The following is a 24,563-nucleotide window of genomic DNA, read 5'->3' on the forward strand; positions in this document are numbered from 1 at the left end:
CTCGGCTTCCTCAAACGGTGGCGGGGGTGGCAGCGTCGGTGCTGCTGTGAGCGGTGGCCTGGCGCTGGCGCAGCAGGCGGTTGGCTACGTCCAGCCAGGCCAGCGCGGAGGCTTCGATGATGTCCTTGCTGGTGCCGGTGCCGTCATACTCCACGCCCTCGTGGCGCACACTCAGGTTGGCTTCGCCGCGCGCATCGGCGCCGATGCCGACGCTATGCACGTGGTAGCTGTCCAGCATCAGCTGCACGCCGGTGGCGGCCGACAGCGCGCCGAACAGCGCATCGACCGGGCCATCGCCCTGCGCGGTTTCGGCCACGCGGTTGCCTTCCGGATCGGACAGCTCCACCAGGGCGTTGGCGCGGCTGCCGACGTCACTGATGGTCATCGAGGCCAGGCGGTACCCTTGCGCATTGGAGCCACCCTGCATCAGCGTCTGCAGGTCGGCATCGGTGACCACGCGCTGCTGCTCGCACAGGCCCTTGAACTGCTCGAACACCAGCTTCAGTTCGTCTTCTTCCAGCCAGAAGCCCAGCGCGCGCAGGCGGGCCTCGACGGCGGCGCGACCGCTGTGGCGGCCCAGCACCATCTGCGAGTCCTCCCAGCCCACATCTTCCGGGCGCATGATTTCGTAGGTGCCGCGGTGGCGCAGCATGCCGTGCTGGTGGATGCCCGATTCATGGGCGAACGCATTGGCGCCGACGATGGCCTTGTTGCGCTGGACCGGCATGCCGACCAGGCGCTGCAGCAGCTGCGAGGTGCCGACGATGCGCGGGGTGTTGATCGCGCTGTCCTGCTCGTAGAAGGCCTGGCGCACCTTCAGCACCATGGCGATTTCTTCCAGCGAGCAGTTGCCGGCGCGTTCACCGATGCCGTTGATGGTGCACTCGACCTGGCGTGCACCGCCTTCGATGGCGGCCAGCGAGTTGGCCACAGCCAGGCCCAGGTCGTTGTGGCAGTGCGCACTGAAGATCACGTTGGCTGCGTTGGGCACATCGGCCACGCCAGCGATGACCTGCTGGAACATCGCGCGGATCTCTTCCGGGGTGGTGAAGCCGACGGTGTCGGGCAGGTTGATGGTGGTGGCGCCGGCGGCGATCGCCACGCGTGAAACTTCGATCAGGTAGTCCAGCTCGGTGCGGGTGGCGTCCTCGGCCGAGAACTCCACGTCATCGATGTACGAGCGCGCCAGGGTGACGTGCTTGCGTACCGATTCCAGTACCTGCTCGCGGGTCATGCGCAGCTTGTGCTCGCGGTGCAGCGGGCTGGTGGACAGGAACACATGCAGGCGCGGATTCACCGCCGCTTCCAGGGCACGTGCGGAAGTTTCGATGTCGGCCTGCAGGCAGCGCGACAGCACCGCCAGGCTCAGGCTGGGGCGGCGCAGCTCACGGCCGATCAGGGCCATCGCTTCGCGGTCGGACTGCGAGCTGGCCGGGAAGCCGGTCTCGATGATGTCCACGCCCAGTTCGTCCAGCGCACGCGCCATCACCAGTTTCTGCGGCGGGCTCATGCTGCAGCCGGGGGACTGCTCGCCGTCACGCAGGGTGGTGTCGAAGATGCGGATGCGCGGGGTGGTAATTCGTTCGATGGTGGTCACAGGGAAATCTCCTCGACAGCGGGCGTTGCGGCTTGCAGGGGGGAAGGGGAAGACGTGGGGGAAGCAGCGGCGCTGGCCTTGCCGGGCGAGCGCGGAGTTTCACTGCGCCGTCGCCGTGGTTTGCGCGGCGGGCGCGGACGGATATCGGTGAGCAGGCCGGCCAGTACGCCGGCATCGATGTTGCCGCCGGACACCACCGCGCACTTGCGCCGGCCGGCGACGCGACGGCCGGCCGCCAGCGCCAGCGCACCGGCGCCCTCGGCGATGATGTGTTCTTCCAGCGCCAGCCGGACCAGGGTTTCGCGCAGTTCGGCCTCGCGCACGATCACTACATCGTCCAGCAGCGAGCTGCACAGACGGCGGGTCAGAATGCCGGGAATCTTTACCCGCACGCCGTCGGCCAGCGAGGCTGCGGGGGCAATGTCGCGCAGATCACCGCGGATCGCGCGCGCCATCGAGTCGACGCCTTCCACCTGTGCGCCGATCACGCGCACGCCCTGTGACTTCAGTGCCAGCGCGACGCCGGAGGCCAGTCCGCCGCCGCCGATCGGCACGATCACCACGTCCGGGGCGTGCGCGGCCAGCTCGATGCCGACCGTGCCCTGGCCGGCAATCACATCGGCATCGTCGAACGCGGACAGGAAACGGTAGCCATGGCGCTGTGCCAGTTCCACGGCGAAGGCGTAGGCCTCGTCATAGCTGCTGCCGTGTTGGCGCACGGTGGCGCCCCAGTGGGCAACGCCGGCGATCTTGGTGGCTGGCGCGCCATGCGGCATCACGGTGATGGCCGGCACATCCAGGCGGTAGGCGGACCATGCCACGCCCTGGGCGTGGTTGCCGGCCGAGGCGCAGATCACCGGCCGGGTGTCGCCGCGCTCGCGGCCGGCCAGCAACGCGTTCAGCGCGCCGCGCACCTTGTAGGAACCGGTGCGCTGCAGGTTCTCCAGCTTCAGCCAGGTGCCGAAACGCTCGGCATGATGCAGCGGGGTGGGCGGCAGGAAGCGGCGCAGGCGGGCCTGCGCGGCCAGGACGTCGGCGACGCTTACGTCGCCGACATCGCTTTCCTGGCTGGTATCAGCGGCCGGCATGGGCCACCGACGGGGTGCGGGCGACCACCGCACGCGGGCACGGGCGGCGAAGAAGACGCCTCCGTACCGGCACCGTGGTCATTACGGTACGGGTGTTCATGGCGATACTCCTTCCACGGCGGTGACCTGCACGGACACGCAGTCGTAGATCTTCTCGATCTGCCGGCACAGCGTTTCGGCCGGGCGCTGGCCGTCCACCACCAGCTGCAGGTGCCAGCGGCCATCGTCGGCGGCTACCGGCGCGCCGCTGATCGCGCGCGGCGCGAAGCCGCGTCGCTCGGCCATGCCGATCACGCGCAGCAGCGCGCCTTCGGCCGGGCGCAGCACCAGGTCAAGCCGGTATTGCATTGGGGGTCTCCTGGCGGGCATGGGCAGGGTTGCTTTCCAGCATGGTGCTGTTGGCGGTGTTGGGTGGCACCAGCGGCCACACGTTGGCGCGGGCGTCGATGGCCACATGCAGCAGCGCCGGGCCCGGTTCGGCCAGCAGCGCGGCCAGTCCACCCTCCACGTCATCGCGTGCCTCGATGCGGGTGGCGGCAATGCCGAACACCTGCGCCAGTGCCACGAAGTCCGGGTTGTCGGACAGGTCGATCTCGCTGTAGCGCTCGGCGAAGAACAGTTCCTGCCACTGCCGCACCATGCCCAGCGAACTGTTGTCCAGCAGCACGATCTTCACCGGCAGGCGGCAACGGGCGATGGTCGCCAGCTCCTGCACGTTCATCATGAAGCTGCCATCGCCGGACACCAGCACCACGGTGCGGTCGGGGCAGGCGAACTGCGCGCCCATCGCCGCCGGCAGGCCGAAGCCCATGGTGCCCAGCGCACCGCTGGTCAGATGGTTGCGCGGGTGGTTGAAGCGGCAATGCTGGGCCACCCACATCTGGTGCTGGCCGACATCGCAGGCGATCACGGCATCGGCCGGGGCCAGCTCGCTCAGGCGCTTGAGCAGGGCCGGCGCGTAGATGTGCTGGCCCGGTGCGTCGTAGCGGGCGGCGAAGCGATCGCGATGTTGCGCACAGCGCCTGCGCCATGCGTCCTGGTGGGCCTTGGGGGAGGGGAAGGCCGCACGCAGGGCGCGGATGGCATGGCCGACATTGCCGGGCACGGCGACATCGGCACTGCGCAGCTTGGAGATCTCGTAGGCGTCGGCGTCGATATGGACCACGCGCGCGAACGGTGCGAACTCGGCCAGCTTGCCGGTGGCGCGGTCATCGAAGCGTGCACCCAGCACCAGCAGCAGATCACTTTCCTGTACCGCCATGTTGGCCGCGCGGGTGCCGTGCATGCCCAGCATGCCCAGCGACTGCGGGTGCTGCGGGGGCAGTGCACCCAGGCCACGCAGGGTCATCACGGTGGGGATGGCGCTGGCCTCGACGAAGTCGCGCAGGTCCTGCACCGCATCACCCAGTGCGATGCCGCCACCGGCGTAGACCACCGGCTTTTCGGCTGCGGCCAGTGCGGCGATGGCGTCGGCGATGGCGTCGTCGGCCGGCGCCGGCGGCGGTTCGACGCTGCTCGGCACGTGCGCTGGCAGATGGCTGGCATCGGCCAGCTGCACGTCCTTGGGCAGATCGATCAGCACCGGGCCGGGACGGCCTTCGCGCGCGATGCGGAAGGCGTCGGCGACCACGCGCGGCAGGTCATCGACGCTGCGCACCAGCCAGCTGTGCTTGACGATCGGCAGGGTCAGGCCGAACACATCCAGCTCCTGGAAGGCATCGGTGCCCAGCAGCGGGGTGCCGACCTGGCCGGTGATGCAGACCATCGGCACCGAATCCAGCATCGCATCGGCAATGCCGGTCACCAGATTGGAGGCGCCCGGGCCGGAGGTGGCCACGCAGACGCCCACCTGGTTGCTGGCGCGGGCGAAGCCGTTGGCGGCCAGCGCCGCGCCCTGCTCATGGCGCACCAGGATGTGCTTCAGCGACGAATCCACCAGCGCGTCGTAGAACGGCATGATGGTGCCGCCGGGATAGCCGAACAGCGTGCGGACGCCTTCGGCCTCCAGCGCCTGGGTCAGCCAGCGCGCGCCGTTGAGCGGCGCGCTGCGGTGTGTGGAAGAGTTCATGGGGGAACCTTGCAGAGCGGGTGGGGGAGGCCGCGTGGTTACGCGGCCTGTCCTTGCAACCAGACCATCTTGGCGCGCAGTTCCTTGCCTACCTTCTCGATCGGGTGCTCCAGGTCGGCCTGCTTGAACCTGTTGTAGTTCGGCAGGCCCGCTTCGTACTCGGCCACCCAGTTCTTGGTGAAAGTGCCGTCCTGGATATCCTTCAGGACTTCCTTCATGCGCGCCTTGGTGCCGGCGTCGATCACCCGCGGGCCGCTCACGTAGTCACCGTACTGCGCGGTTTCGGAGATGAATTCCAGCATGCGCGAGATGCCACCTTCGTAGAACAGGTCCACGATCAGCTTCAGTTCGTGCAGCACTTCGTAGTAGGCAATCTCCGGCTGGTAACCGGCTTCGACCAGGGTCTCGAAACCGGCCTGCACCAGCGCCGAAGCGCCGCCGCACAGCACCGCCTGCTCGCCGAACAGATCGGTTTCGGTTTCTTCCTTGAAGGTGGTCTGGATCAGGTTGGCGCGGGCGCCGCCGAGGCCACCGGCATAGGCCAGGGCGTAGTCGGCCGCCTTGCCACTCTTGTCCTGGTAGACCGCCCAGATGCACGGCACGCCGCGGCCGATTTCATACTCGCGGCGCACCAGCGCGCCCGGACCCTTCGGTGCGACCAGTACCACGTCGAGATCTTCGCGCGGCTTGATCATGTCAAAGTGCACGTTCAGGCCGTGCGCGAACAGCAGCACCGCGCCCTGCTTCATGTTCGGCGCCAGCACGTCGTCGTACAGCTTCTTCTGCACCATGTCCGGGGTCAGCACGGCGACCAGGTCGGCATCCTTCACGGCTTCGGCCGGTGCCTTGACGGTGAAGCCATCGGCCTGCGCCTTGACCTCGGTGGGGCCGCCCGGACGCAGGCCTACCACCACGTCGAAGCCGGATTCGCGCAGGTTCAGCGCGTGGGCGCGGCCCTGGCTGCCGTAGCCGATGACGGCGATCTTGGTCTGGGGCAGGTCGTTGGTGCTCATGGGGGAGGTTCCTTGCGGTGGGAAGAAAAAAGAACGGCCGGTCGTCGAGGTGACGTGCCGGCCGGTCAGGGGAAAGCGGTGGAGGAGGCGCCGCGCATCGCACAGGCACAGGCACCACGAGGCATCGTGGCGGTGTGGGTCCGGGTTTTGCGAGGGGCGGTGTGCATGGTGGTTGCGTCTGAAACCAGGTCCTGAAATGAAAAAACCCGCACCGGGGCGGGTGCGGGTTTTTGATGAGTTCCGGTGTGTTTGTTGCTTACACGCTGGCTCGTCCCGCACCTGTAGGCTGGGTAATAAGTACGAGCACAAGAATCGAACGCAGCGAGGCAGCGCCGGTGTCGGCGGCTTCGGTGTGGGTTCGCGGTGGCGTGTTGTGATGCAACATGTGATCGAGAGAAACACAGCCATTTCGGCGGTGTCAACCCTTGCCGAAGAAATTTTTACGGTTTCACGTGCATCCGGCGCAATCGCTTGCGGCACAAGGATGGTTGCCGCTGAAATTGTTTCGGTGAACCCGAATTCAGTCTTTCCCGGGTACTTTTTGCGCGGATTCCGGGTGGTTTTCGCCTTGGTGGGGGCGGACCTTGATCCGCATCCAGTGAAGGACCCTCGCCCATGACCTCTGCCCGATACCGCGTGGCGGCCGCAGCGGCGAAGATCGGGGACCACCCTTCCATCGGAACCCGCCGTGTCCCGTCGCCTTGCCCGTTCCCTGCTCGCTGCCGCCGTGCTCGTTGCGCTGCCGGCACTGTCCTTCGCCGCAGACCGTATCACCGGCCACACCTTCGCCACCCGCTCGGAGGTGATCGCCCCGCATGCGATGGCCGCCACCTCGCAGCCGCTGGCCACCCAGATCGCACTGGACGTGATGAAGGGCGGTGGCTCGGCGGTCGACGCAGCGATCGCCGCCAACGCCGCGCTGGGCCTGATGGAGCCGACCGGCAATGGCATCGGCGGCGACCTGTTCGCCATCGTGTGGGACCCGAAGACGCAGAAGCTCTACGGCTACAACGGCTCGGGCCGCTCGCCGAAGTCGCTGACCCTGGCCGAGTTCCAGCGCCGCGGCCTGAAGGAGATCCCGGCCACCGGCCCGCTGCCGGTGTCGGTGCCCGGCGCGGTCGATGGCTGGTTCGCCCTGCACGACCGCTTCGGCCGCAAGCCGATGGCCGACAACCTGGCCCCTGCCATCCGTTACGCCCGCGAAGGCCACCCGGTGGCCGAAGTGATCGCCTACTACTGGGACCGCTCGGTGCCCAAGCTTTCACAGTACCCGGGCTTCAAGGAACAGTTCACGATCAACGGCCACGCCCCGCGCAAGGGCGAGATGTGGAAGAACCCGAACCTGGCCAGCACTCTGCAGAAGATCGCCGACGGCGGCCGCGATGCCTTCTACAAGGGCGACATCGCCCACACCATCGGCGACTATTTCAAGGCCAATGGTGGCTATCTGAGCTACCAGGACATGGCCGACCACCACGGAGAGTGGGTGGAGCCGGTCAGCAGCAACTACCGTGGCTACGATGTGTGGGAGCTGCCGCCCAACAGCCAGGGCATCGCCGCGCTGCAGATCCTCAATGTGCTGGAAGGCTACGATTTCTCGAAGATTCCATTCGGCTCACCCGAGCATGTGCACCTGTTCGTGGAAGCGAAGAAGCTGGCCTTCGCTGACCGTGCGCGCTTCTACGCCGACATGGCGTTCCAGCCGGCGCCGGTGCAGAAGCTGATTTCCAAGGAGTACGCGGCGCAGCGTCGCGCGCTGATCTCGATGGACAAGGCCTTGAAGGAAGTGCAGCCGGGCACGCCGAAGCAGCTGGAGGAGGGCGACACCATCTACATGACCGTGGCCGACGCCGACGGCATGATGGTCTCGCTGATCCAGTCCAACTACCGCGGCATGGGCAGCGGCATGGCACCGCCGGGACTGGGCTTCATCCTGCAGGACCGTGGCGAGATGTTCGTGCTGCAGAAGAACCATCCCAACGGCTACGCGCCGGGCAAGCGCCCGTTCCAGACCATCATCCCGGCGTTCATCACCAAGGGCGGCAAGCCGTACGCCAGCTTCGGCGTGATGGGCGGCGCGATGCAGCCGCAGGGCCATGCGCAGATCGTGATGAACCTGGTGGATTTCGGCATGAACCTGCAGGAAGCCGGCGATGCACCGCGCATCCAGCATGAAGGTTCCACCGAGCCGACCGGGCAGGCCACGGCGATGACCGATGGTGGCGAAGTGAATCTGGAGACCGGCTTCCCCTACGAGACGGTGCGTGCGCTGATGCGCAAGGGGCATCGCATTGTGTTCGCCGACGGCCCGTATGGTGGGTATCAGGCGATCATGCGTGATCCCGAGACCGGGGTGTACTACGGTGCTTCGGAGAGCCGCAAGGATGGGCAGGCGGCGGGCTACTGAGGTTTCCCGGCCACCGGGCTGAGCCCCCTCTGCGGTGGGGGTTCGTAGAAGCGGCATCGCGAGATTGGGCAGAGCGGGTGGGCTGGTCGGGGGACGCCGTGAATCCGTCCCTGGAGGCTTGGCAGCCGCATCCATGCGGCTGACACCCCCGCCCAGCCCACCCGCCCGGCCTCTGACAGTTTCCTGCGGCCGCCACCGCAGGAAGAGAAAGAAGAAGATCAAAAGCAAAGGCAACAGCAACAGCCGCGCGCTGTGGGATCCGACCCCTTCGTGTTTTCCGATACACCTCATCCACGCATGGCGTGGATGGACCTACCGTCACCGGGAATCTGTCGGGGGTGGGGCGGTGTGGGTTGGCAGGACCGTTGGCGCCATGGATGGCGCCATCGAGCCCCCATGGACGGGTTTACGGCGTGTCCTGCCAACCCACACCGCCCCGCCCAACCAGCAGAAACCCAGAGCCGCTTTGGCTCCTGCACTTGCACTTGCCTGAAAAAAGCGGTGCAGCCGCAGGCTGCAAAACTCCCTCAATCCTGATCCTGCGCGCGAGCGGCCTCCGCCTGGGTTTCTTCCTGCGCCGCCATCTCGCGTGCGATCCACGCATCGATCATGTGCCGCTGGCGCTGTGCCTGGCGTCGCTCGCGCGTGTACTCCTGGTCCAGCACCCGGTACAGCGACACCATCACCAGCACCATCAGCAGCGCAAACGGCAACGCCGCGATCGTGATCATGCCCTGCAGCGCGTCCAGGCCACCGGCCAGCAACAGCGCCGCTGCAATCAGGGCCACCGCGATGCCCCAGGCCAGCTTGCGTTTCAGCGGCGGATCGCCGGCCTCGTCGGTGGACATGCTGGCCAGCACCAGTACCGCCGAATCAGCCGATGTCACGAAGAAGATCATCAGCAGCACCAGCGCGATGCACGACAGCAGCAGCGGCAGCGGCATGCTGTCGAACAAGGTGAACAGCACCGTCTCGTAGCCATTGCCCAGTGCCTGCACCAGGTCGGCATGGCCGAAGATCTGTGCCCACAGCGCGGTGCCGCCGAACACTGCGAACCAGAAGAACCCCAGCAGCGTCGGCGCCAGCACCACCCCGATCACGAACTCGCGCACGCTGCGGCCGCGCGAGATGCGCGCGATGAACGAGCCCACGAACGGTGCCCAGGAAATCCACCAGGCCCAGTAGAAGATCGTCCAGTCGGCCACCCAGGTGCTGCCCGAGAACGGCGACATGCGCAGGCTCATCGTCACCAGCTGGTTGAGGTAGGACCCCAGCGTGGTGGTGAACGTATCGAAGATGAAGCCGGTCGGCCCCAGCACCAGCAGGGTCGCCGCCAGCAGCGCAGCCAATGCCAGGTTGAAGTTGGACAGCCATTTCACCCCGCGCTCCACGCCGCTGGCGGTGGAGGCCATGTACAGCACGAACGCGATGGCGATGATGGTCATCTGCACCGCCACGGTAGCCTGCACGCCGAACACCCGCTCGATGCCGGCGGCGATCTGGATGGTGCCGAAGCCCAGCGTGGTGGCGACACCGATCGCAGTGGCGACCACCGCGGCGATGTTGACCACGCGACCGATCCAACCGCGATGGTGGCGGCCGATGATCGGCTGCAGCATGTCACTGACCAGGCCGCGCCCGTTGCGGTTGAACTGGAACCACGCCATCGCCAGGCCGATCAGCGCGTAGATCGCCCAGGGGTGCAGACCCCAATGGAAGAACGCGTAGCGCATCGATGCCCGCGCCGCATCCAGGCTTTGCGGAGCGATGCCTTCTGGCGGCTTGCTGAAATGCGAGATCGGTTCGGCTGCACCCCAGAACACCAGGCCGATGCCCATGCCGGCTGCGAACAGCATCGACATCCAGCTGGCACGCGAGAATTCGGGTTCGGCGTCTTCGCCGCCGATGCGCAGGTTGCCGAAGCGGCCGAAGGCCAGGTACATCAGGAACACCAGTGCCAGGAACACCACCAGCAGGTACAGCCAGCCGACACTGCGGATGACCTCGGCCAGCATGGATTGCACAACGGTATTGAAGGGGCCGGGCGCGATGCCGGCCAGCAGCACCAGCAGCAGTACCAGTGCGATGGAAACGCGAAACACCATGAAGGAGCTTCTCCGATCAAGGGGATTGAGGGGAGCGAGCAGAGCTTGCAGCGAAGGGCCGGCGGCATGCAGCACGAGCCGGGCAGGGGCCGCGAAGGCGGCGGGGATACATCGGTCGCAGAGACGCGATGGGCGTGCACGTTACTGAACGCGACGTCATGGTTCTGTTAACGAACGGGAATTGGGGTCAGATCCGCTTTCGGCAGGAAAGCGGATCTGACCCCGGAGCCGGGCGGTCTATGCTCTAATGCGCACCAAGAAGCGGGGGTACCGGGCCTTGTGGCCACGGTTGAGACAGTCCCTTGGAACCTGATCCGGCTCATACCGGCGTAGGGAAGCTTTGCAGTGCAGCCGTGCCCGGACTCCGCCCAAGGACCGCCCGCGCGCGGGCGCAGTGCGCCGCCGCTTCGTCCCTGACCTTCCTGGACGATGCCCGATGAACGCACAGCTCTCCGCCCTGCAGCAACAGGCCCAGCAACTCTCCGAATCGGTGACCCGGCCCATCCCCGGTTCGCGCAAGATCCACGTGCCCGGCTCGCGCCCGGACCTGCAGGTGCCGATGCGCGAGATTGCGTTGACCCGCACGCCGACGCTGTTCGGCGGCGAAGAGAATGCACCGGTCACCGTCTACGACACCTCGGGCCCGTACACCGATCCGGAGGTACGCATCGACCTGTCTACCGGCCTGCCTGCGTTGCGCCGTGGGTGGGTGGAAGAGCGCGGTGATACCGAACAGCTCGATGGCCTGAGCTCTTCGTTCGGCCGCGACCGCGAGCATGACCGGAAGCTCGACGCGGTGCGTTTCCCCGCGCGCAGCCTGCCGCGGCGTGCGCGCGCCGGCGCCAACGTCACCCAGATGCATTACGCGCGGCGCGGCATCATCACGCCGGAAATGGAGTTCGTCGCCATCCGCGAGAACCAGCGCCTGGACGCGATCCGTGATGCCGGCCTGCTGCAGCAGCACCCGGGCGAGGCCTTCGGTGCGTCGATCCAGAAGATCATCACCCCCGAATTCGTGCGTGAGGAGATCGCACGCGGCCGCGCGGTACTGCCCAACAACATCAACCATCCGGAAAGCGAGCCGATGATCATCGGCCGCAACTTCCTCACCAAGATCAACGCCAACATCGGCAACAGCGCGGTGTCTTCCGGTATCGCCGAGGAAGTGGAGAAGCTGGTGTGGGCGATCCGCTGGGGCGGCGACACGGTGATGGACCTGTCCACCGGCAAGCACATCCACGAAACGCGCGAATGGATCATCCGCAACTCGCCGGTGGCGATCGGCACCGTGCCGATCTACCAGGCGCTGGAGAAGGTCGATGGCCGCGCCGAAGCGCTGACCTGGGAGATCTTCCGCGACACCCTGATCGAGCAGGCCGAGCAGGGCGTGGACTACTTCACCATCCACGCCGGCGTGCTGCTGCGCTATGTGCCGCTCACCGCCAAGCGGGTGACCGGCATCGTCAGCCGTGGCGGTTCGATCATGGCCAAGTGGTGCCTGGCGCACCACAAGGAGAACTTCCTCTACACGCACTTCGAAGAGATCTGCGAAATCATGAAGGCCTACGACGTGACCTTCTCGCTGGGCGATGGCCTGCGTCCGGGTTGTATCGCCGATGCCAACGATGCAGCGCAGTTCGGTGAACTGGAAACACTGGGCGAGCTGACGAAGATCGCCTGGAAGCATGATGTGCAGACCATGATCGAAGGCCCCGGTCACGTGCCGATGCAGCTGATCAAGGAGAACATGGACAAGCAGCTGCGCGAGTGTGGCGAGGCGCCGTTCTACACGCTTGGTCCACTGACCACCGATATCGCGCCCGGCTATGACCACATCACCAGTGCGATCGGTGCGGCGATGATCGGCTGGTTCGGCACCGCCATGCTCTGCTACGTCACGCCGAAGGAGCACCTCGGCCTGCCCAACCGCCAGGACGTGCGCGACGGCATCATGGCCTACCGGATTGCCGCGCACGCGGCGGATCTGGCCAAGGGCCACCCGGGTGCACAGGTGCGCGACAACGCCCTGAGCAAGGCACGCTTCGAGTTCCGCTGGGAGGACCAGTTCCACCTCGGTCTGGATCCGGAAAAGGCCAAGGAGTTCCATGACGAGACCCTGCCCAAGGATGCGCACAAGCTGGCCCACTTCTGCTCGATGTGCGGCCCGCACTTCTGCTCGATGAAGATCACCCAGGATGTGCGCGACTACGCCGAGGCCGGCATGAAGGAAAAGTCCGCCGAGTTCCGCGCTTCGGGCGCCGAGGTCTACCACCAGGGCTGACGCGTGGCCGGTCATGCCGGCCGCAGGCCGGCATGACCGTTCCTCACGCCGGTCACCGCTATGCTCGGCCCATCGTTGCCAGAGGAAAGGACGCCATGCCTGTTGCCGTGACCACGCGTTGGCTGGCCATTGCCCGCCGCCACCCCTCGGCCTGGCTGCTGGCGGCGCAGCTGCTGGCGGTGGTGCTGTATCCGGCGCTGGACGACACCGCCGGCGGACGCGCCGCGCTGGGCATGTTCGGAATGGCGGTGCTGGGCCTGGCGCTGTGGGTGGTGCAGCGCAGCCCGTTGGGAAGCTGGCTGGCCCTGCTGCTGGCGATCCCCGCCGTGGTGTTTTCGTTGGCGGGGGCGCTGCTGGAGCGCAGCGCGCTGGTGATCACCGCACAGCTGCTGGAAAGCCTGCTGTATTTCTATACGGCAGGTGCGCTGATTGCGTACATGCTGCAGGACCACAAGGTCACCCGCGATGAACTGTTCGCTGCCGGGGCCACCTTCACCCTGTTGGCCTGGGCCTTCGCCTTTGCGTTTTCGGTCTGCCAGCAGTGGTACCCGGGCAGCTTCCACGGTGCCAGCGAGGGTCCGCAGCGCAGCTGGATGGAGTTGCTTTATCTGAGCTTCAGCTTGTTGTCTGGAGTGGGGTTGAGCGATGTCGTGCCGCTGCATCCACAGGCCCGCGCGCTGGTCATGCTGGAGCAGTTTTCAGGCGTGATGTACGTAGCTTTGGTGGTTTCGCGACTGGTCGGACTGACCATGCTGAGGCGTGCCTGAAAATGAACGCCAGATAAAAATTTCGCGCCCGGAAGGGCGCGAATGGTGCTGCAAATTATGTGAATGCGTCGGCGAGAGAGAGCCTGATGTCGACCACGCGATAGGCGAGGTAACCGGCATAGGCTAGTATTCGCGCGCTCAATTGTTTTTGCGGTATGCGCCGATGCTTTGTGCGGAGTCTGGCTTTTCGCTGTTCCCGGAACGGGGCGGTTTCAAAGGCAAACGCTGCCCGGAACCTGTCTCTACTGTGTAGCAGAAAATGAACAGCAGCGAAATCCAGCCCCCCGGATTCGATCGGATCCGGATAGGCGAGTGCATCGTCACTCTGTCCTCGCGTGAGGTGGAGGTGGTCGGCGCACGCCGGCCGCGTCGGCTCACGCCGAAGGCGCTGGGCGTACTGCGCGTGCTGCTGCGGCAACCGGGCCGTGTGGTCACCCGCGATGAACTGTTCGCCGAGGTGTGGCCGGACACGCTGCCGACCAACGACGTGCTGACCCAGGCCGTTACCCAGCTGCGCAAAGCGTTCAGCCACGACGAAGACAACGGCCAGGCCTACATCGAGACGATCGCCAAGACCGGCTATCGCCTGCTGATGCCGGTGCAGGTGCTGGACGACGTGCAGACGCCGGCGCCTGCGCTGGCTGACGACGAGGCGGAGGACGCGCCGGCGGTGATCGCCGTCGCTCCCATGCCTGCAGAGGTGTCGCGCCGCCGCTGGCGCCATGTGCGTCGTCGTGTGCTGCTGGCGCTGGGCGTGGTGATGCTGATGGCGCTGGTGGTAATGACCGCGCTGCTGTTGCGGCGCACGCCGGCCAGCAGTTCGCCGGTGGATGCCGCCGTGGAGAACGGCACGCGGGTGATCGGCAGCCCGCAGCGTCCGTATCGGCTGATCACCGCGACAAGTGGCTTTGAAACCTATCCCACGCTGTCGCCCGACGGCTCGCTGGTGGCCTACGAAGGCGCCAACGAAGACGGTAATGGCGGCGGTGCGATCAAGGTGCAGACCTCGGGCAATGCGCCCGCACGCCAGCTGCTGGTGCCGCCGGCCGGCGCGGTCGATCGTTTCCCGAACTGGTCGCCGGATGGGCGTGAGATCGCCTTTGCGCGGTTCTCCGCCGATGGCGGCTGCCAGGTGCTGGTAGCCAGCGCCACCGGTGGCGCACTGCGCCAGGCCACGCGCTGCGATGGCACTGAACTGCTCAGCTTCGACTGGACGCCCGATGGCCGTGGCCTGGTGTTCGGCAGCATGGTCGGGCGCTATGCGCATCGCGGCATCCGCGTGCTGGACCTCGGCAGCGGGCAGTGGCGCGCGCTGGACTACGGCGTGGACCAGGATGATTTCGACTACGCGCCACGCTATTCGCCGGACGGGCAGTGGCTGGTGTTCGTGCGCAACCCGCAGCTGGGCGATCTGTGGCGTGTGCCGGCCAATGGCGGAACACCCGAGCGCCTCACCAACGAAGCGGCCGAGCTGCGCGGTTGGGCCTGGCTGGACGATGGCCGCACCATCGTGTTTGGCCGCCGCGTCGACAGCGAAGCCCGGCTCTATTACCTGGATGTGGAGCGCCGCACGCTGCGCGATGCGGGCCTGGATGATGCGCAGTGGCCGGCCGTGTCGCGCCGTGGCGGCATGCTCGCCTTCGTTCACCGCCGCGCGCAGTTCGGCGTGTTCAAGGTGCCGATGCAGGGCAATGGCGAACCCGAACGCCTGTTCGCCTCCAGCGGCCGCGATGGCCAGCCGATGGCGGCACCGGACGGGCGCCAACTGGTGTTCACCTCCGATCGTTCCGGCAGTTTCGCCCTGTGGTGGGCCGACATGCAGCGCCCCGACTCGCTGCGACCGATCGAAGGGCTGCGTCCGGAAGCGCGGCAGGCGCCGGACTGGTCGGCCGACAGCCGCCAGTTGCTGGTGGTGGGCCGCGATGAGCACGGCAGGACCGTGGTCTACGAGATTGCTCCGCGCGATGAACGCCTGCAGCCGTTGCCGGTGCCCGGCGAGCAGCCGCTGCAGGCCCTCTATGGCGCGACACCGGAGCAGCTGCTGGTGGTCGAACGTGATGCCGACCAGCGCATCCGGCTGAGCCTGTACGACCGCAGCGTGCAGCCATGGCGCCGCTTGGGCAGTGTCGATGGCGTCTCGCAGGCGCGCTTCGACCGCAGCACCGGACGGGTGCTGTTCACCCGCCTGGCCGCCAGTGGTCTGTGGTCGGCCGATGCGGTGTTGTCGCCAGCCAGCGTGCAGCAGATCAGTGATGACCGGCCCAGCCGCTGGCGGTACCGGGCCTGGACGGTGGCCGGCAGCAATGCGATCGGCTATCTCGGCACATCCACCGCCTGTGGCACCACGTTGATACGGATCCAGGCCGGTCACGAGCAACCCGAACACTGCCTGGACACGCAGCGGCTCAGCGCAGGCAACGGGCTCAGCGCCAGCGCTGACGGACATGACCTGTTCGTGGCGATGGCGGTCAGTGACGGCGCCGACATCGGCGTGATGCGTTTACCCGAGCGTGCCCCGGCACTGTTCCCCGCGTTCTCCAAGTTGTTGTTGTTCAAGGGAAATGGGCCTTCGTAATTTCTTCGTCGCGATCTCGTCGCGAATTCGTGGCGATCTCGTCCGACTTTCCTGACGCGGACCCGCCTGATTTGGCAAAACGGAGGCCTGTGCTAGGCAAATCCGTGGTGCCCCATGCGTCAACTCTCGCTGGCCGATCGTGGCCAAACCGTCTCCCTGGATCGCGCGCCCGACGATGCCGCGCCGACCTGCCTAGGCGTGGCCCGGCTGGGCAGCCTGCAGACCGCCGGCACCAGCTTCACTGTCTGGATGCAGGTGCGTGGCAGTTCGTGGGTCGAGGCCAAGGAGGGACGTTTCCGCCTGCGCCAGGGCGAGTGGATCGCCTTCGAGAAGGAATCACGTCCGTTGGTGCAGGCCGGTCGCAATGGGCTGTGCATCGGCCTGAACCTGAACGTCGAGGCGCTTCGGGTGTTGGCCGAGATGGCCGACTGCGGTCTGTATGCCGGTCGCGGTCGCATGAACCGCAGTGATGCCCGCGTGGCGCTGCGGCTGTGGCGCGATGCGCTGGCCAGTGGCATGCCGGCACAGGCACTGCGCCCGTTGCTGCTGCATCTGGCTGGCCTGCAGCGCGGCCTGGCCGACAACGTGCAGCGTTGCCCGGGGCGCTCGCGCAGCCGCAAGCGGCAGGTGTTCGGCCGCATGCAGCGCGCCCGCCTGTACCTGGAGGGCAACAGCCACCGCGTGGTACGCATCGGCGAACTGGCCGAGCTGACCAACTTCTCCAGCTGGTATCTCTCCAAGACGTTCCAGAGCCTGTACGAGGAAAGCCCGCAGTCGCTTTCGGCGCGGTTGCGCCTTGAGCGCGCCGCCGATCTGCTGCGTGACACCGACATGATGGTCGGCGAGGTCGCTGCCGCCAGCGGTTTCGACAACTGCTGCAGCTTCGCGCGTGCGTTCCGCGCCCGCTACGGCCAGTCCGCATCGCGCTTCAGGGAGAACGGCGGCTTGCTCCCGCCACAATCTGCAAAGTCTCTGGTTGGTTCGCGCAAATACAGCGCTGCAACGCAATCGTAACGTGCTGGGGTGTTTTAACACGCTGCTAACACGTACCTTGGAGAGATTGATGAACGTTCGTAATCCCGCAGTGCGGTTCGGCTTGCTGCCGGCCGGCATTGCGCTGGCGCTGGCGCCGGCCTTTGCTTCCGCCCAGGAAGCAAAGGGCACCACCGATCTGGACCGTATTTCGGTCACCGGCTCGCGCATCCGCGGCGCCTCGGTGGAAACCCAGCAGCCGATCCTGACGATGACCCGTGAATCCCTGGAAAAGCAGGGCTTCTCGAGCGTCGCCGACGTGCTGAACAACCTGACCTCGGCCGGCTCCCCGGCCATCTCGCGCTCGGAATCGCTGGCTTCGGGCGAGAACGTGGGCGGCTACTACGTCGACATCCGCAACCTGGGCGCCGAGCGCACCCTGGTGCTGATGAACGGCAAGCGCCTGGGCGCTTCGACCTCGGGCCTGCAGGACCTGAGCCAGATTCCGATGTCGGCCGTTGAGCGCATCGAGATCCTGAAGGACGGCGCTTCGTCGATCTACGGTTCCGACGCCATTGCCGGCGTGGTCAACGTGATCACCCGCAAGAACTTCGACGGCGGCGAAGCCAACGTCTACGTCGGCCAGTACGGCAAGGGCGACGGCGACACCGAAACCTACTCGATGACCCTCGGTGCCCGCGGCGAGCGCGGCAGCCTGACCCTGTCGGCCGAGTACTCCAAGCAGGACCCGGTGTGGGCCAAGGACCGCTGGTACAGCCGTGACGGCTCGCTGGGTCCGAACTCGACCTCGGCTGACTGGAGCCCGATCAGCCAGAACGGCAGCTGGTGCAACCCGAAGCTGTACGACTGCACCAAGTCGAGCGCCGTGTGGCAGACCCTGAACCCGGGTGGCAATCCGAAGAACCCGAACGACTACCACGCCATCACCGAAGACGAGTTCGCCAACTCGAACGAGCAGATGACCCTGCTCACCGGTGTGAAGCGCAAGTCGGTCTACATCAACGGCACCTACGACTTCACCGATTCGATCAGCCTGAACACCGACGTGCTCTACAACGAGCGTCAGACGTTCCAGCAGATCGCCGGTTACCCGTACCAGTCCGCGTCCAATTCGATCAAGACCCCGTTGTCGGCCGCCAGCGCCTTCAACCCGGTCGGCCAGGACCTCAGCTTCCGCCGTCGCCTGTGGGAAGTGCCGCGTACCACTGACAGCCAGCTGAAGACCCTGCGCTTCGCCCCGACCCTGACCGGCTTCTTCGAGCTGGGCGGCAAGACCTTCGATTGGGATGTCGGCGCGCTGTGGAACCGCAACGAGTCGATCAAGAGCAACCGTGGTGACATGAGCCTGATCGGTGCACGCCAGGCCCTGGGCCCGTCGTTCATCGATGCCGGCGGCGTTGCCCGCTGCGGTACCGCGGCCAACCCGATCCTGGGCGACTGCCGTCCGTGGAACCCGCTGCTGCCGTACGGCGTTGACGGTCAGGGTTCGCTGGCGAACCAGGAGCTGCAGGACTTCCTGTTCCCGACCTTCACCACCCGTGGTGTGACCAAGACCACGAGCTTCACCGCCAACCTGTCGGGTGCCATCGTCTCCCTGCCGGCCGGCGACCTGGGCTTCGCCCTGGGTGTCGAGCACCGCAAGGAAGAAGGCAGCTACGTGCCGGATGCCTTCGCGCAGTCGGGCCAGTCCACCGGCCTGGGCCAGAAGCCGACCCGTGGTGAGTACGATCTGAACGAGGTCTACCTCGAACTGAACGTGCCGCTGCTGGCCGACATGGCCTTCGCCAAGGAATTGACCCTGAACGTTGCCAGCCGTTATTCGGACTACAGCAACTTCGGTGGCACCACCAACAGCAAGTTCGGCCTGACCTGGCGTCCGCTGGATGAACTGCTGGTCCGCGGCACCTACGCCGAGGGCTTCCGTGCTCCGACCATCAGCGACCTGTACGGTGGCCTGAGCTCGAGCTTCGAGTCGTACATCGATCCGTGCGGCGTGAAGGCTCCGGGCAGCGTTGCAGGCAACGCAGCGTGCTCCGGCGCAGGCGTGCCGGCCAACTACGTGCAGCTGGGCCAGGGTGGCAAGGAATGCTCGACTCTGCCGTGCCAGTCGGGTGACCAGTTCATCTCCGGTGCCAACCCGAACCTGAAGCCGGAAACCTCCAAGAGCACCACCTTCGGCCTGGTGTGGAGCCCGCGTTGGGTGCAGGGCCTGGACCTGTCGCTGGATTGGTACAAGTACGAAATCAGCGACATGATCATCGCTGACAGCGTCGACCGCATCCTGCGTGACTGCTACGTGCTGGGCAATGCCGATCGCTGCTCGAGCGTGACCCGTGCGGCTGACGGCCACGTCAGTGCGATCACCTACGGCACCGCCAACCTCGGCAAGATGAAGACCGAAGGTTACGACCTGGGCGTCAAGTACCGCCTGCCGGAACTGGCCATCGGTCAGTTCAGCATCGACTGGACCACCAGCTACACCTCCAAGTACGACGAGCAGGGCCAGAACAGCGCCGGCAACAACATCATGATCGGCCGCGTCAGCGAGCCGGGCCTGTTCCGCGTCCGTTCGAACCTGGGCGTGAACTGGCAGTACGGCGACTTCGGTGTGAACTACACCGCGCGCTACTACTCCGGCATGAAGGAAAGCTGCATCTCGCTGGACGACGGCTGGTGCGATGCCCCGAACCACATGGCCAACGGCGAGAGCGATCCGCTGCGTCACACCGGTTCCAACACCTTCCACGACCTGCAGGTCAGCTGGAAGGCGCCGTGGGATGCAACCGTCGCCCTGGGCGCGAACAATGTGTTCGACCACAAGGGTTCGCTGCAGTACTCGGCTCCGAACTCGGCGTTCGCCTACTACGGCGGCTTCGATGTGGGTCGCTTCCTGTACATGAAGTACACCCAGCGCTTCTGATCCATCGAAGTGCGGTAGCAACATGAGGAGGGCGGGCCGCAAGGTCCGCCCTCTTTCTTTTGCAGGAATGCGCGTGCGCGGGCCACGAAAAAGGGCGCACCCGTTGGATGCGCCCTGCGATTGTCCGTGCCGGTTGGGCCGCCGCTCAGGCGTCGCTGGGCACCAGGCCCATCAGCGCGTTGGCATGCTCGCGCCACTGTGGCAGCCGGTTCAGTACACCTGCGCGCTGCAGGTAGTCCTCATCCACCGGATCGCCGTTGACCAGCGCCAGCGCCACGTGCACCGCGCCGGTCACCCAGAAGCTGCGCGTGTTGGCGCGCTGCGGCTGCAGATGGAATGCCACCGCTTCGATGATCGGCATCGGCAGGCCCCACAGGCCCAGCAGGTAGGCGCCGGCCTCGGCGTGTCCGGGGCGGGCATCGCCGGCCAGCGAGGGTTCGCTGCGCTCGTTGCGCACGCCCGGCAGCAGCAGGCCAATGTCGGCCAGCAGCGCGGCGGTCGCGCCCAGCTCGGCGCTGGATTCGGGCAGCAGCCGTGCCGCCAGCCGCGAGGCGAGCAGGGCACGCTGCTGCAACGAGTTGCGCTCGGCCGCCGACAGCGTTGGTGCCGAGAACACTTCGCTGGCCAGAACCAGGTCGCGCAGGGTGGACAGGCCCAGGCGGGTCACTGCGGTGCGCAGGTCGGCGATGGTGCGGCCCTGGCTGAAGAACGCCGAATTGGACAGCTGCAGCACCTTGGCCGCGATCGCCGGATCAGCAGCGACCAGCTTGGCCACGTCGGCGCTGTCGGCGTCGTCGTCATGTTCCAGCGCCTGGGTCAGGCTCAGGTACAGATGCGGCGGCGAGGGCAGCTTCTCGATACGGCCGATGGCATCGCGCAGGCGCGGGCTGTCCAGCACCTCGCGCAGCTCTTCCAGGCTGGTCAGTGCTTCCAGCAGCACTTCCGGCGCCAGTGGCAGCGGCAGGAAGCGGTGGGCGACGCCGATCAGGCGTGCCGGCGGTGGCCGGTTGCCATGCTGGGCATCGATCAGCGCGATGCGGATGGTCTCCGGGCGCAAGGTCCGGATCTGGCCCAGCAGCGTGGTGGCATTGAGATCGGGCAGCTGCGGGCAGACGATCACCGCGTCCACGCCCTGCGCAGCCACCACGCTCATCGCGCTGTGGCCATCGGTGGCGGTCAGCGGTTGCCAGTCTTCCCCAAGATCGGCAATGAATTCGGTCAGCTCAGCCGGCAGGCTGGCTGCATCCCCAACAAGCAGAATACGCACGACACATTCCCCTGGCTGTCTCGACGATGGATGTCGACGACGTGTGAAGTGACGCAATTTACCTAATACGGCGGCAAGAGTGATGTGCCGTCGTCATGAAACGTGACCCGCATCGCTCCGGCAGGGCCTGCCGGAGCGATCCGGTTCAGGCTCAGGCCTTGCTGTCCAGATGGCGCTGGTGCGCCTCGACCAGGATCTGCTTGGCCTCGGCGGCGCCGCCCCAACCATCAAGCTTCACCCACTTGCCCTTTTCCAGGTCCTTGTAGTGCTCGAAGAAGTGGCCGATGCGCTCCAGCCAGTGGCTGGAGACCTGGGCGATGTCTTCGACGTGGGCGTAGCCACTGAAGATCTTCGACACCGGCACCGCCAGGATCTTCTCGTCGCTGCCGGCCTCGTCGCTCATCTTCAGCACGCCGACCGGACGGCAGCGCACCACCGAACCCGGCACCAGCGGCAGCGGCAGCACCACCAGCACGTCGGCCGGGTCACCGTCGCCACACAGGGTGCTCGGCACATAGCCGTAGTTGCACGGGTAGCGCATCGGGGTGGACAGGATGCGGTCGACGAAGATTGCGCCGGTTTCCTTGTCCACTTCGTACTTCACCGGCTCCGAGTCCTTCGGGATCTCGATGATGACGTTGATTTCTTCCGGCGGGTTCTTGCCGGGCGAGACGAGTTCCAGACCCATGGTGTGCTCCAGGTGGGGATATAGACGGATAGCCCCCCATTTTATGCCTTTGCCGGGCGCCGTGCAGGGGCGGTGTTCCCACCGCCCGTCGCGGTGCTGGACCACCCGTCGGCAGGGGCTTCCCTGATGGGGATGGCGGGTGGCGCGGCGCAGGCTGATGACTCATCCCCAAGGAGTCCTGTCATGCGCTGGAAGACCTTGTGCTGTGCCGCCATCGCACTGCTTGTCCCGTTACCCGGCCTGGCACGCGGGCCACATGTGGACCTGATCGACTACCCGCAGCCGGAGGCCAACTGGGACCGGGCCTACGGTCTGGAAGCGGCCCTGGCACGCGAGTTCAACGCGATCTGCGCCGATACCTGGTGCGAGGGCGACTACAGCAACTACCGGGTAATGGAATTCCGCTGCGCCGTGCTGGCCCACCGGGGCACCGTACAGCGCTGCGTCTGGGTGATCGCCGCCAGCGAGCTTTCGGTGCACGCCGACAGCGGGGAGGTACAGGTCGACAACGGGCGCTGGACCTGCCAGTTGGCATTGCAGCCCGGCGTGCCCGTCGAGGCGTTCCATGCCGCGCTGGAGGCCCCCGGTGGCCTGACCGCACCGCTGCCCGGCCTCGACCACGGGCTGTTCGAGGTGCTGCCCGCCTGCCTGCGGCCGCTGGGGAGGGCAGGCTGATGCGGATCATCCCCGAATCAACCCTGCGGGTCGCGATGCTGCTTCTGATCGCCGGTGCCGCGCAAGCGGGTCCTGCGTACGTGGACGCGCGTGATTACCCCGCCCCTGCCATGGGCCATGAGCGATTTCTGGCCGCCGAACGCCGCCTGGTGCGCGGCTTCGACAATATCTGCGGCGACACCTTCTGCGAGGGGCAGTACTACAACCTATGGGCGATGCGCCTGCGCTGTTCGGTGCGGCGCGATACCGGCGTGGTTGGAAGCTGCGTCTGGACCTTTGCCGGCAGTGATACCTGGGTGCGCAACATCGGCCGGATCGACGTCGATCTGGGCAGCTATGCCTGTGTGCTGCCGGTGGCGCCCGGAACCCCGCTGAGCCAGCTGCTGGAGGTGTGGGAGGCGGGTTCGGCGGACGACGCCTTGCATGCGCCGTTGCCGGGCACCGGGCAGAACACATACGACGCGCTGGTCGATTGCCTGTAGTGCCTGTGGCGTCAATGCAAACGTGACTGATTCGCATTAACGGAGTAGCATGCGCGGCGCCTCCCGTCCGTCCCGGCTCCGCGCATGTCCTCCAATGCCGTCACCCTCACCGAACTGTTGATCCGCGAGCGGCCGGCGCTGCTGCGCCGCGTTCAGCGGATCCTCGGCGGCGACAACGGCGCCGAGGACGTGATCCAGGCGGTCTGGTTCAAGGCGCGCGGGGTCGATGACAGCCAGGCCATCGACAACCCACGCGCCTATCTGTACCGGTTGGCGGCCAACCTGGCCACCGACCACGGCCGCGAATCCACCCGCCGCAATCGACTGCTGGCCGACCACTACCTGTGGGGCCCGGACGAGGTGATCTCGACCGAGGAGCAGGCCATGGCCCAGGATGAGCTGCAGCGTGTGCTGGATGCCGCCAGCCATCTGCCCGAACCCACCCGCACGATCTTCCGGCTCAACCGCCTGCAGGGCCTGACCCAGGCCGAGATCGCACGCCGCCTGGGTGTGTCGGTGACCACCATCGAAAACCATGTGCGCACCGCGCTGCAACGACTGGCGTGGGCGCGCAGCGGTCGATGATCGCGCCGCCTTGGGGACATTCCCCGCTGCAACGTCTTGATTACTGGACCGTGGATGCGGTCTAGTTCCCCCGCCCGCGCTTGAATGCGCCTGTCCGCCAGCCGATGAGCCCGCCGAACATGCTGCCCGCCGCCAATGACGATGCCCTGGCCGAACAGGCCCGGGGCTGGATCGCGTGGTTGGCCTCGGGCGACCACAGCGACGCGCGCATGCAGGCGTTCGAGCGCTGGCTGGCACAGCCGGGCCATCGCCGCGCGTTCGAGCACGAGCGCGCGCTGTGGCGCGGTGTCGGTCCGCGCCCGCAGGCGGCCCGCGCCGTGCGGCGTCGGCCGCAACGCCTGCGCTGGGCGATGGCGGCGGCGGCCGCGCTGGCGATGCTGGTGGCCTGGCCGGAAGCCTGGTTGCGACTGCAGGCCGACCATCGCAGCACGCACGTCGTACAGAGCGTGCACCTGCCCGACGGCAGCCGTGCGGTACTCGATGCCGACAGCGCGATCGCCGTGCACTTCGATGCAGATGCGCGGCAGGTGGAGCTGCTGCGCGGTCGTGTCTGGTTCGAGGTCAGTCCGGATGCGCAGCGGCGATTCAGCGTGCAGGCCGGCAACGGCGTGGTTGAGGACATTTCCACCGCCTTCAGCGTGGCCCGCGGCGATGATCGGGTGGAAACCCAGGTCGGGCAGGGCAGGGTGCGCGTGGCCAGCCCGGCCGATGGCGGTTGGACCTACCTGAAGGCGGGCCAGCGTGCGGCCTATGACGAGCACAGCGCAGTGACGCGCCTGGCCGACATGGCGGCTGACAGCGTGGGCGCGTGGCGGCAGGGCGAGCTGCTGCTGGAGCAGGCCAGTGTCGCCGACGCTGTGCAACGGGTCGGCCGCTACCGTGCCGGCCCGACCTTCGTGCGCGGCGATCTGTCGCGGCTGCCCGCAGTGAGTGCCGCGCTGCGCATCGATCGCCCGGAACAGGCGCTGGATGCGCTGGCAGCAACCGCCGGGTTGCAGGTCACCCGCTTGCCGTTCGGTGTCGCCATCGTCCAGTAGAACCACGCCATGCGT

Annotated in this window: 19 protein-coding genes and 1 riboswitch; of the genes, 11 read left to right on the top strand and 8 right to left on the bottom strand. The window is 66.7% G+C overall.

Going from position 1 to position 24,563, the window contains the following annotated elements:
* Window positions 1-10 precede the first annotated feature (10 nt).
* The 5 genes from LZ605_RS19210 to ilvC all read right to left on the bottom strand — a co-directional run bounded on the left by LZ605_RS19210 (window position 11) and on the right by ilvC (window position 5,766).
* Complete coding sequence (locus tag LZ605_RS19210; RefSeq protein WP_249842917.1) at window positions 11-1,597, bottom strand: 2-isopropylmalate synthase; 1,587 nt, start codon at window positions 1,595-1,597, stop codon at window positions 11-13.
* The gene (locus LZ605_RS19215; protein ID WP_249842918.1) at window positions 1,594-2,685 is read right to left on the bottom strand and encodes a threonine dehydratase; all 1,092 of its coding nucleotides are present in this window, start codon (window positions 2,683-2,685) and stop codon (window positions 1,594-1,596) included. The genes LZ605_RS19210 and LZ605_RS19215 overlap by 4 nt, the downstream gene beginning before the upstream one ends.
* A gap of 96 nt (window positions 2,686-2,781) precedes the next feature.
* Window positions 2,782-3,033 (bottom strand): ACT domain-containing protein, encoded by a 252-nt coding sequence (locus LZ605_RS19220; RefSeq protein WP_249842919.1) that lies wholly within the window; start codon window positions 3,031-3,033, stop codon window positions 2,782-2,784.
* Window positions 3,017-4,753, bottom strand: a complete 1,737-nt coding sequence (gene ilvG, locus LZ605_RS19225; protein WP_249842920.1) for an acetolactate synthase 2 catalytic subunit — start codon at window positions 4,751-4,753, stop codon at window positions 3,017-3,019. Before ilvG ends, LZ605_RS19220 begins: the two co-directional genes overlap by 17 nt.
* Window positions 4,754-4,791: 38 nt before the next feature.
* Window positions 4,792-5,766, bottom strand: coding sequence for a ketol-acid reductoisomerase (gene ilvC, locus LZ605_RS19230; RefSeq protein ID WP_107231597.1), 975 nt, complete (start codon window positions 5,764-5,766; stop codon window positions 4,792-4,794).
* A 376-nt stretch (window positions 5,767-6,142) separates the two neighbouring features.
* Between ilvC and LZ605_RS19235 the strand changes: the two genes are divergently transcribed.
* Both LZ605_RS19235 and ggt read left to right on the top strand, forming a co-directional pair.
* Window positions 6,143-6,385, top strand: a complete 243-nt coding sequence (locus tag LZ605_RS19235) for a hypothetical protein (RefSeq protein WP_249842921.1) — start codon at window positions 6,143-6,145, stop codon at window positions 6,383-6,385.
* A 69-nt stretch (window positions 6,386-6,454) separates the two neighbouring features.
* Window positions 6,455-8,173, top strand: a complete 1,719-nt coding sequence (gene ggt, locus LZ605_RS19240) for a gamma-glutamyltransferase (RefSeq protein ID WP_249842922.1) — start codon at window positions 6,455-6,457, stop codon at window positions 8,171-8,173.
* Between the two features lie 527 nt (window positions 8,174-8,700).
* Here ggt and LZ605_RS19245 read toward each other — a convergent pair.
* Complete coding sequence (locus LZ605_RS19245; RefSeq protein ID WP_249842923.1) at window positions 8,701-10,278, bottom strand: BCCT family transporter; 1,578 nt, start codon at window positions 10,276-10,278, stop codon at window positions 8,701-8,703.
* A 253-nt stretch (window positions 10,279-10,531) separates the two neighbouring features.
* A riboswitch (TPP riboswitch) is annotated at window positions 10,532-10,632 on the top strand.
* Between the two features lie 82 nt (window positions 10,633-10,714).
* Between LZ605_RS19245 and thiC the strand changes: the two genes are divergently transcribed.
* The 5 genes from thiC (at window position 10,715) to LZ605_RS19270 (ending at window position 19,814) form a co-directional block, all read left to right on the top strand.
* A complete protein-coding gene (gene thiC, locus LZ605_RS19250) occupies window positions 10,715-12,559 on the top strand; it encodes a phosphomethylpyrimidine synthase ThiC (protein WP_249842924.1) in 1,845 nt (614 codons plus the stop codon).
* Window positions 12,560-12,654: 95 nt separating this feature from the next.
* On the top strand, window positions 12,655-13,326 hold the full coding sequence (locus LZ605_RS19255) for an ion channel (RefSeq protein ID WP_249842925.1): 672 nt from the start codon (window positions 12,655-12,657) through the stop codon (window positions 13,324-13,326).
* A 259-nt stretch (window positions 13,327-13,585) separates the two neighbouring features.
* On the top strand, window positions 13,586-15,901 hold the full coding sequence (locus LZ605_RS19260) for a winged helix-turn-helix domain-containing protein (protein ID WP_249842926.1): 2,316 nt from the start codon (window positions 13,586-13,588) through the stop codon (window positions 15,899-15,901).
* 114 nt (window positions 15,902-16,015) lie between these two features.
* On the top strand, window positions 16,016-16,915 hold the full coding sequence (locus tag LZ605_RS19265) for a helix-turn-helix transcriptional regulator (protein WP_249842927.1): 900 nt from the start codon (window positions 16,016-16,018) through the stop codon (window positions 16,913-16,915).
* A gap of 49 nt (window positions 16,916-16,964) precedes the next feature.
* Window positions 16,965-19,814: a TonB-dependent receptor gene (locus tag LZ605_RS19270; RefSeq protein ID WP_249842928.1), complete on the top strand. Its 2,850-nt coding sequence runs from the start codon at window positions 16,965-16,967 to the stop codon at window positions 19,812-19,814.
* Window positions 19,815-19,959: 145 nt separating this feature from the next.
* Here the strand turns inward: LZ605_RS19270 and LZ605_RS19275 are convergent, their stop codons facing one another.
* Window positions 19,960-21,081, bottom strand: a complete 1,122-nt coding sequence (locus tag LZ605_RS19275) for an HDOD domain-containing protein (protein WP_249842929.1) — start codon at window positions 21,079-21,081, stop codon at window positions 19,960-19,962.
* A gap of 151 nt (window positions 21,082-21,232) precedes the next feature.
* A complete protein-coding gene (gene ppa, locus LZ605_RS19280) occupies window positions 21,233-21,769 on the bottom strand; it encodes an inorganic diphosphatase (protein ID WP_057497596.1) in 537 nt (178 codons plus the stop codon).
* A 183-nt stretch (window positions 21,770-21,952) separates the two neighbouring features.
* Between ppa and LZ605_RS19285 the strand changes: the two genes are divergently transcribed.
* From LZ605_RS19285 to LZ605_RS19300, 4 genes are all read left to right on the top strand, one after another.
* On the top strand, window positions 21,953-22,444 hold the full coding sequence (locus LZ605_RS19285) for a hypothetical protein (protein ID WP_249842930.1): 492 nt from the start codon (window positions 21,953-21,955) through the stop codon (window positions 22,442-22,444).
* Window positions 22,444-22,926 carry a hypothetical protein gene (locus LZ605_RS19290; protein ID WP_249842931.1) on the top strand — a complete coding sequence of 161 codons (483 nt, stop codon included), beginning with the start codon at window positions 22,444-22,446 and terminating at the stop codon, window positions 22,924-22,926. Before LZ605_RS19285 ends, LZ605_RS19290 begins: the two co-directional genes overlap by 1 nt.
* An 84-nt stretch (window positions 22,927-23,010) precedes the next feature.
* On the top strand, window positions 23,011-23,511 hold the full coding sequence (locus tag LZ605_RS19295) for an RNA polymerase sigma factor (RefSeq protein WP_107231608.1): 501 nt from the start codon (window positions 23,011-23,013) through the stop codon (window positions 23,509-23,511).
* Between the two features lie 104 nt (window positions 23,512-23,615).
* Window positions 23,616-24,548, top strand: a complete 933-nt coding sequence (locus LZ605_RS19300) for a FecR family protein (protein ID WP_249842932.1) — start codon at window positions 23,616-23,618, stop codon at window positions 24,546-24,548.
* Window positions 24,549-24,563: the final 15 nt, after the last annotated feature.

It is taken from the genome of Stenotrophomonas maltophilia, assembly GCF_023518235.1.
Classification (GTDB): Bacteria; Pseudomonadota; Gammaproteobacteria; order Xanthomonadales; family Xanthomonadaceae; genus Stenotrophomonas.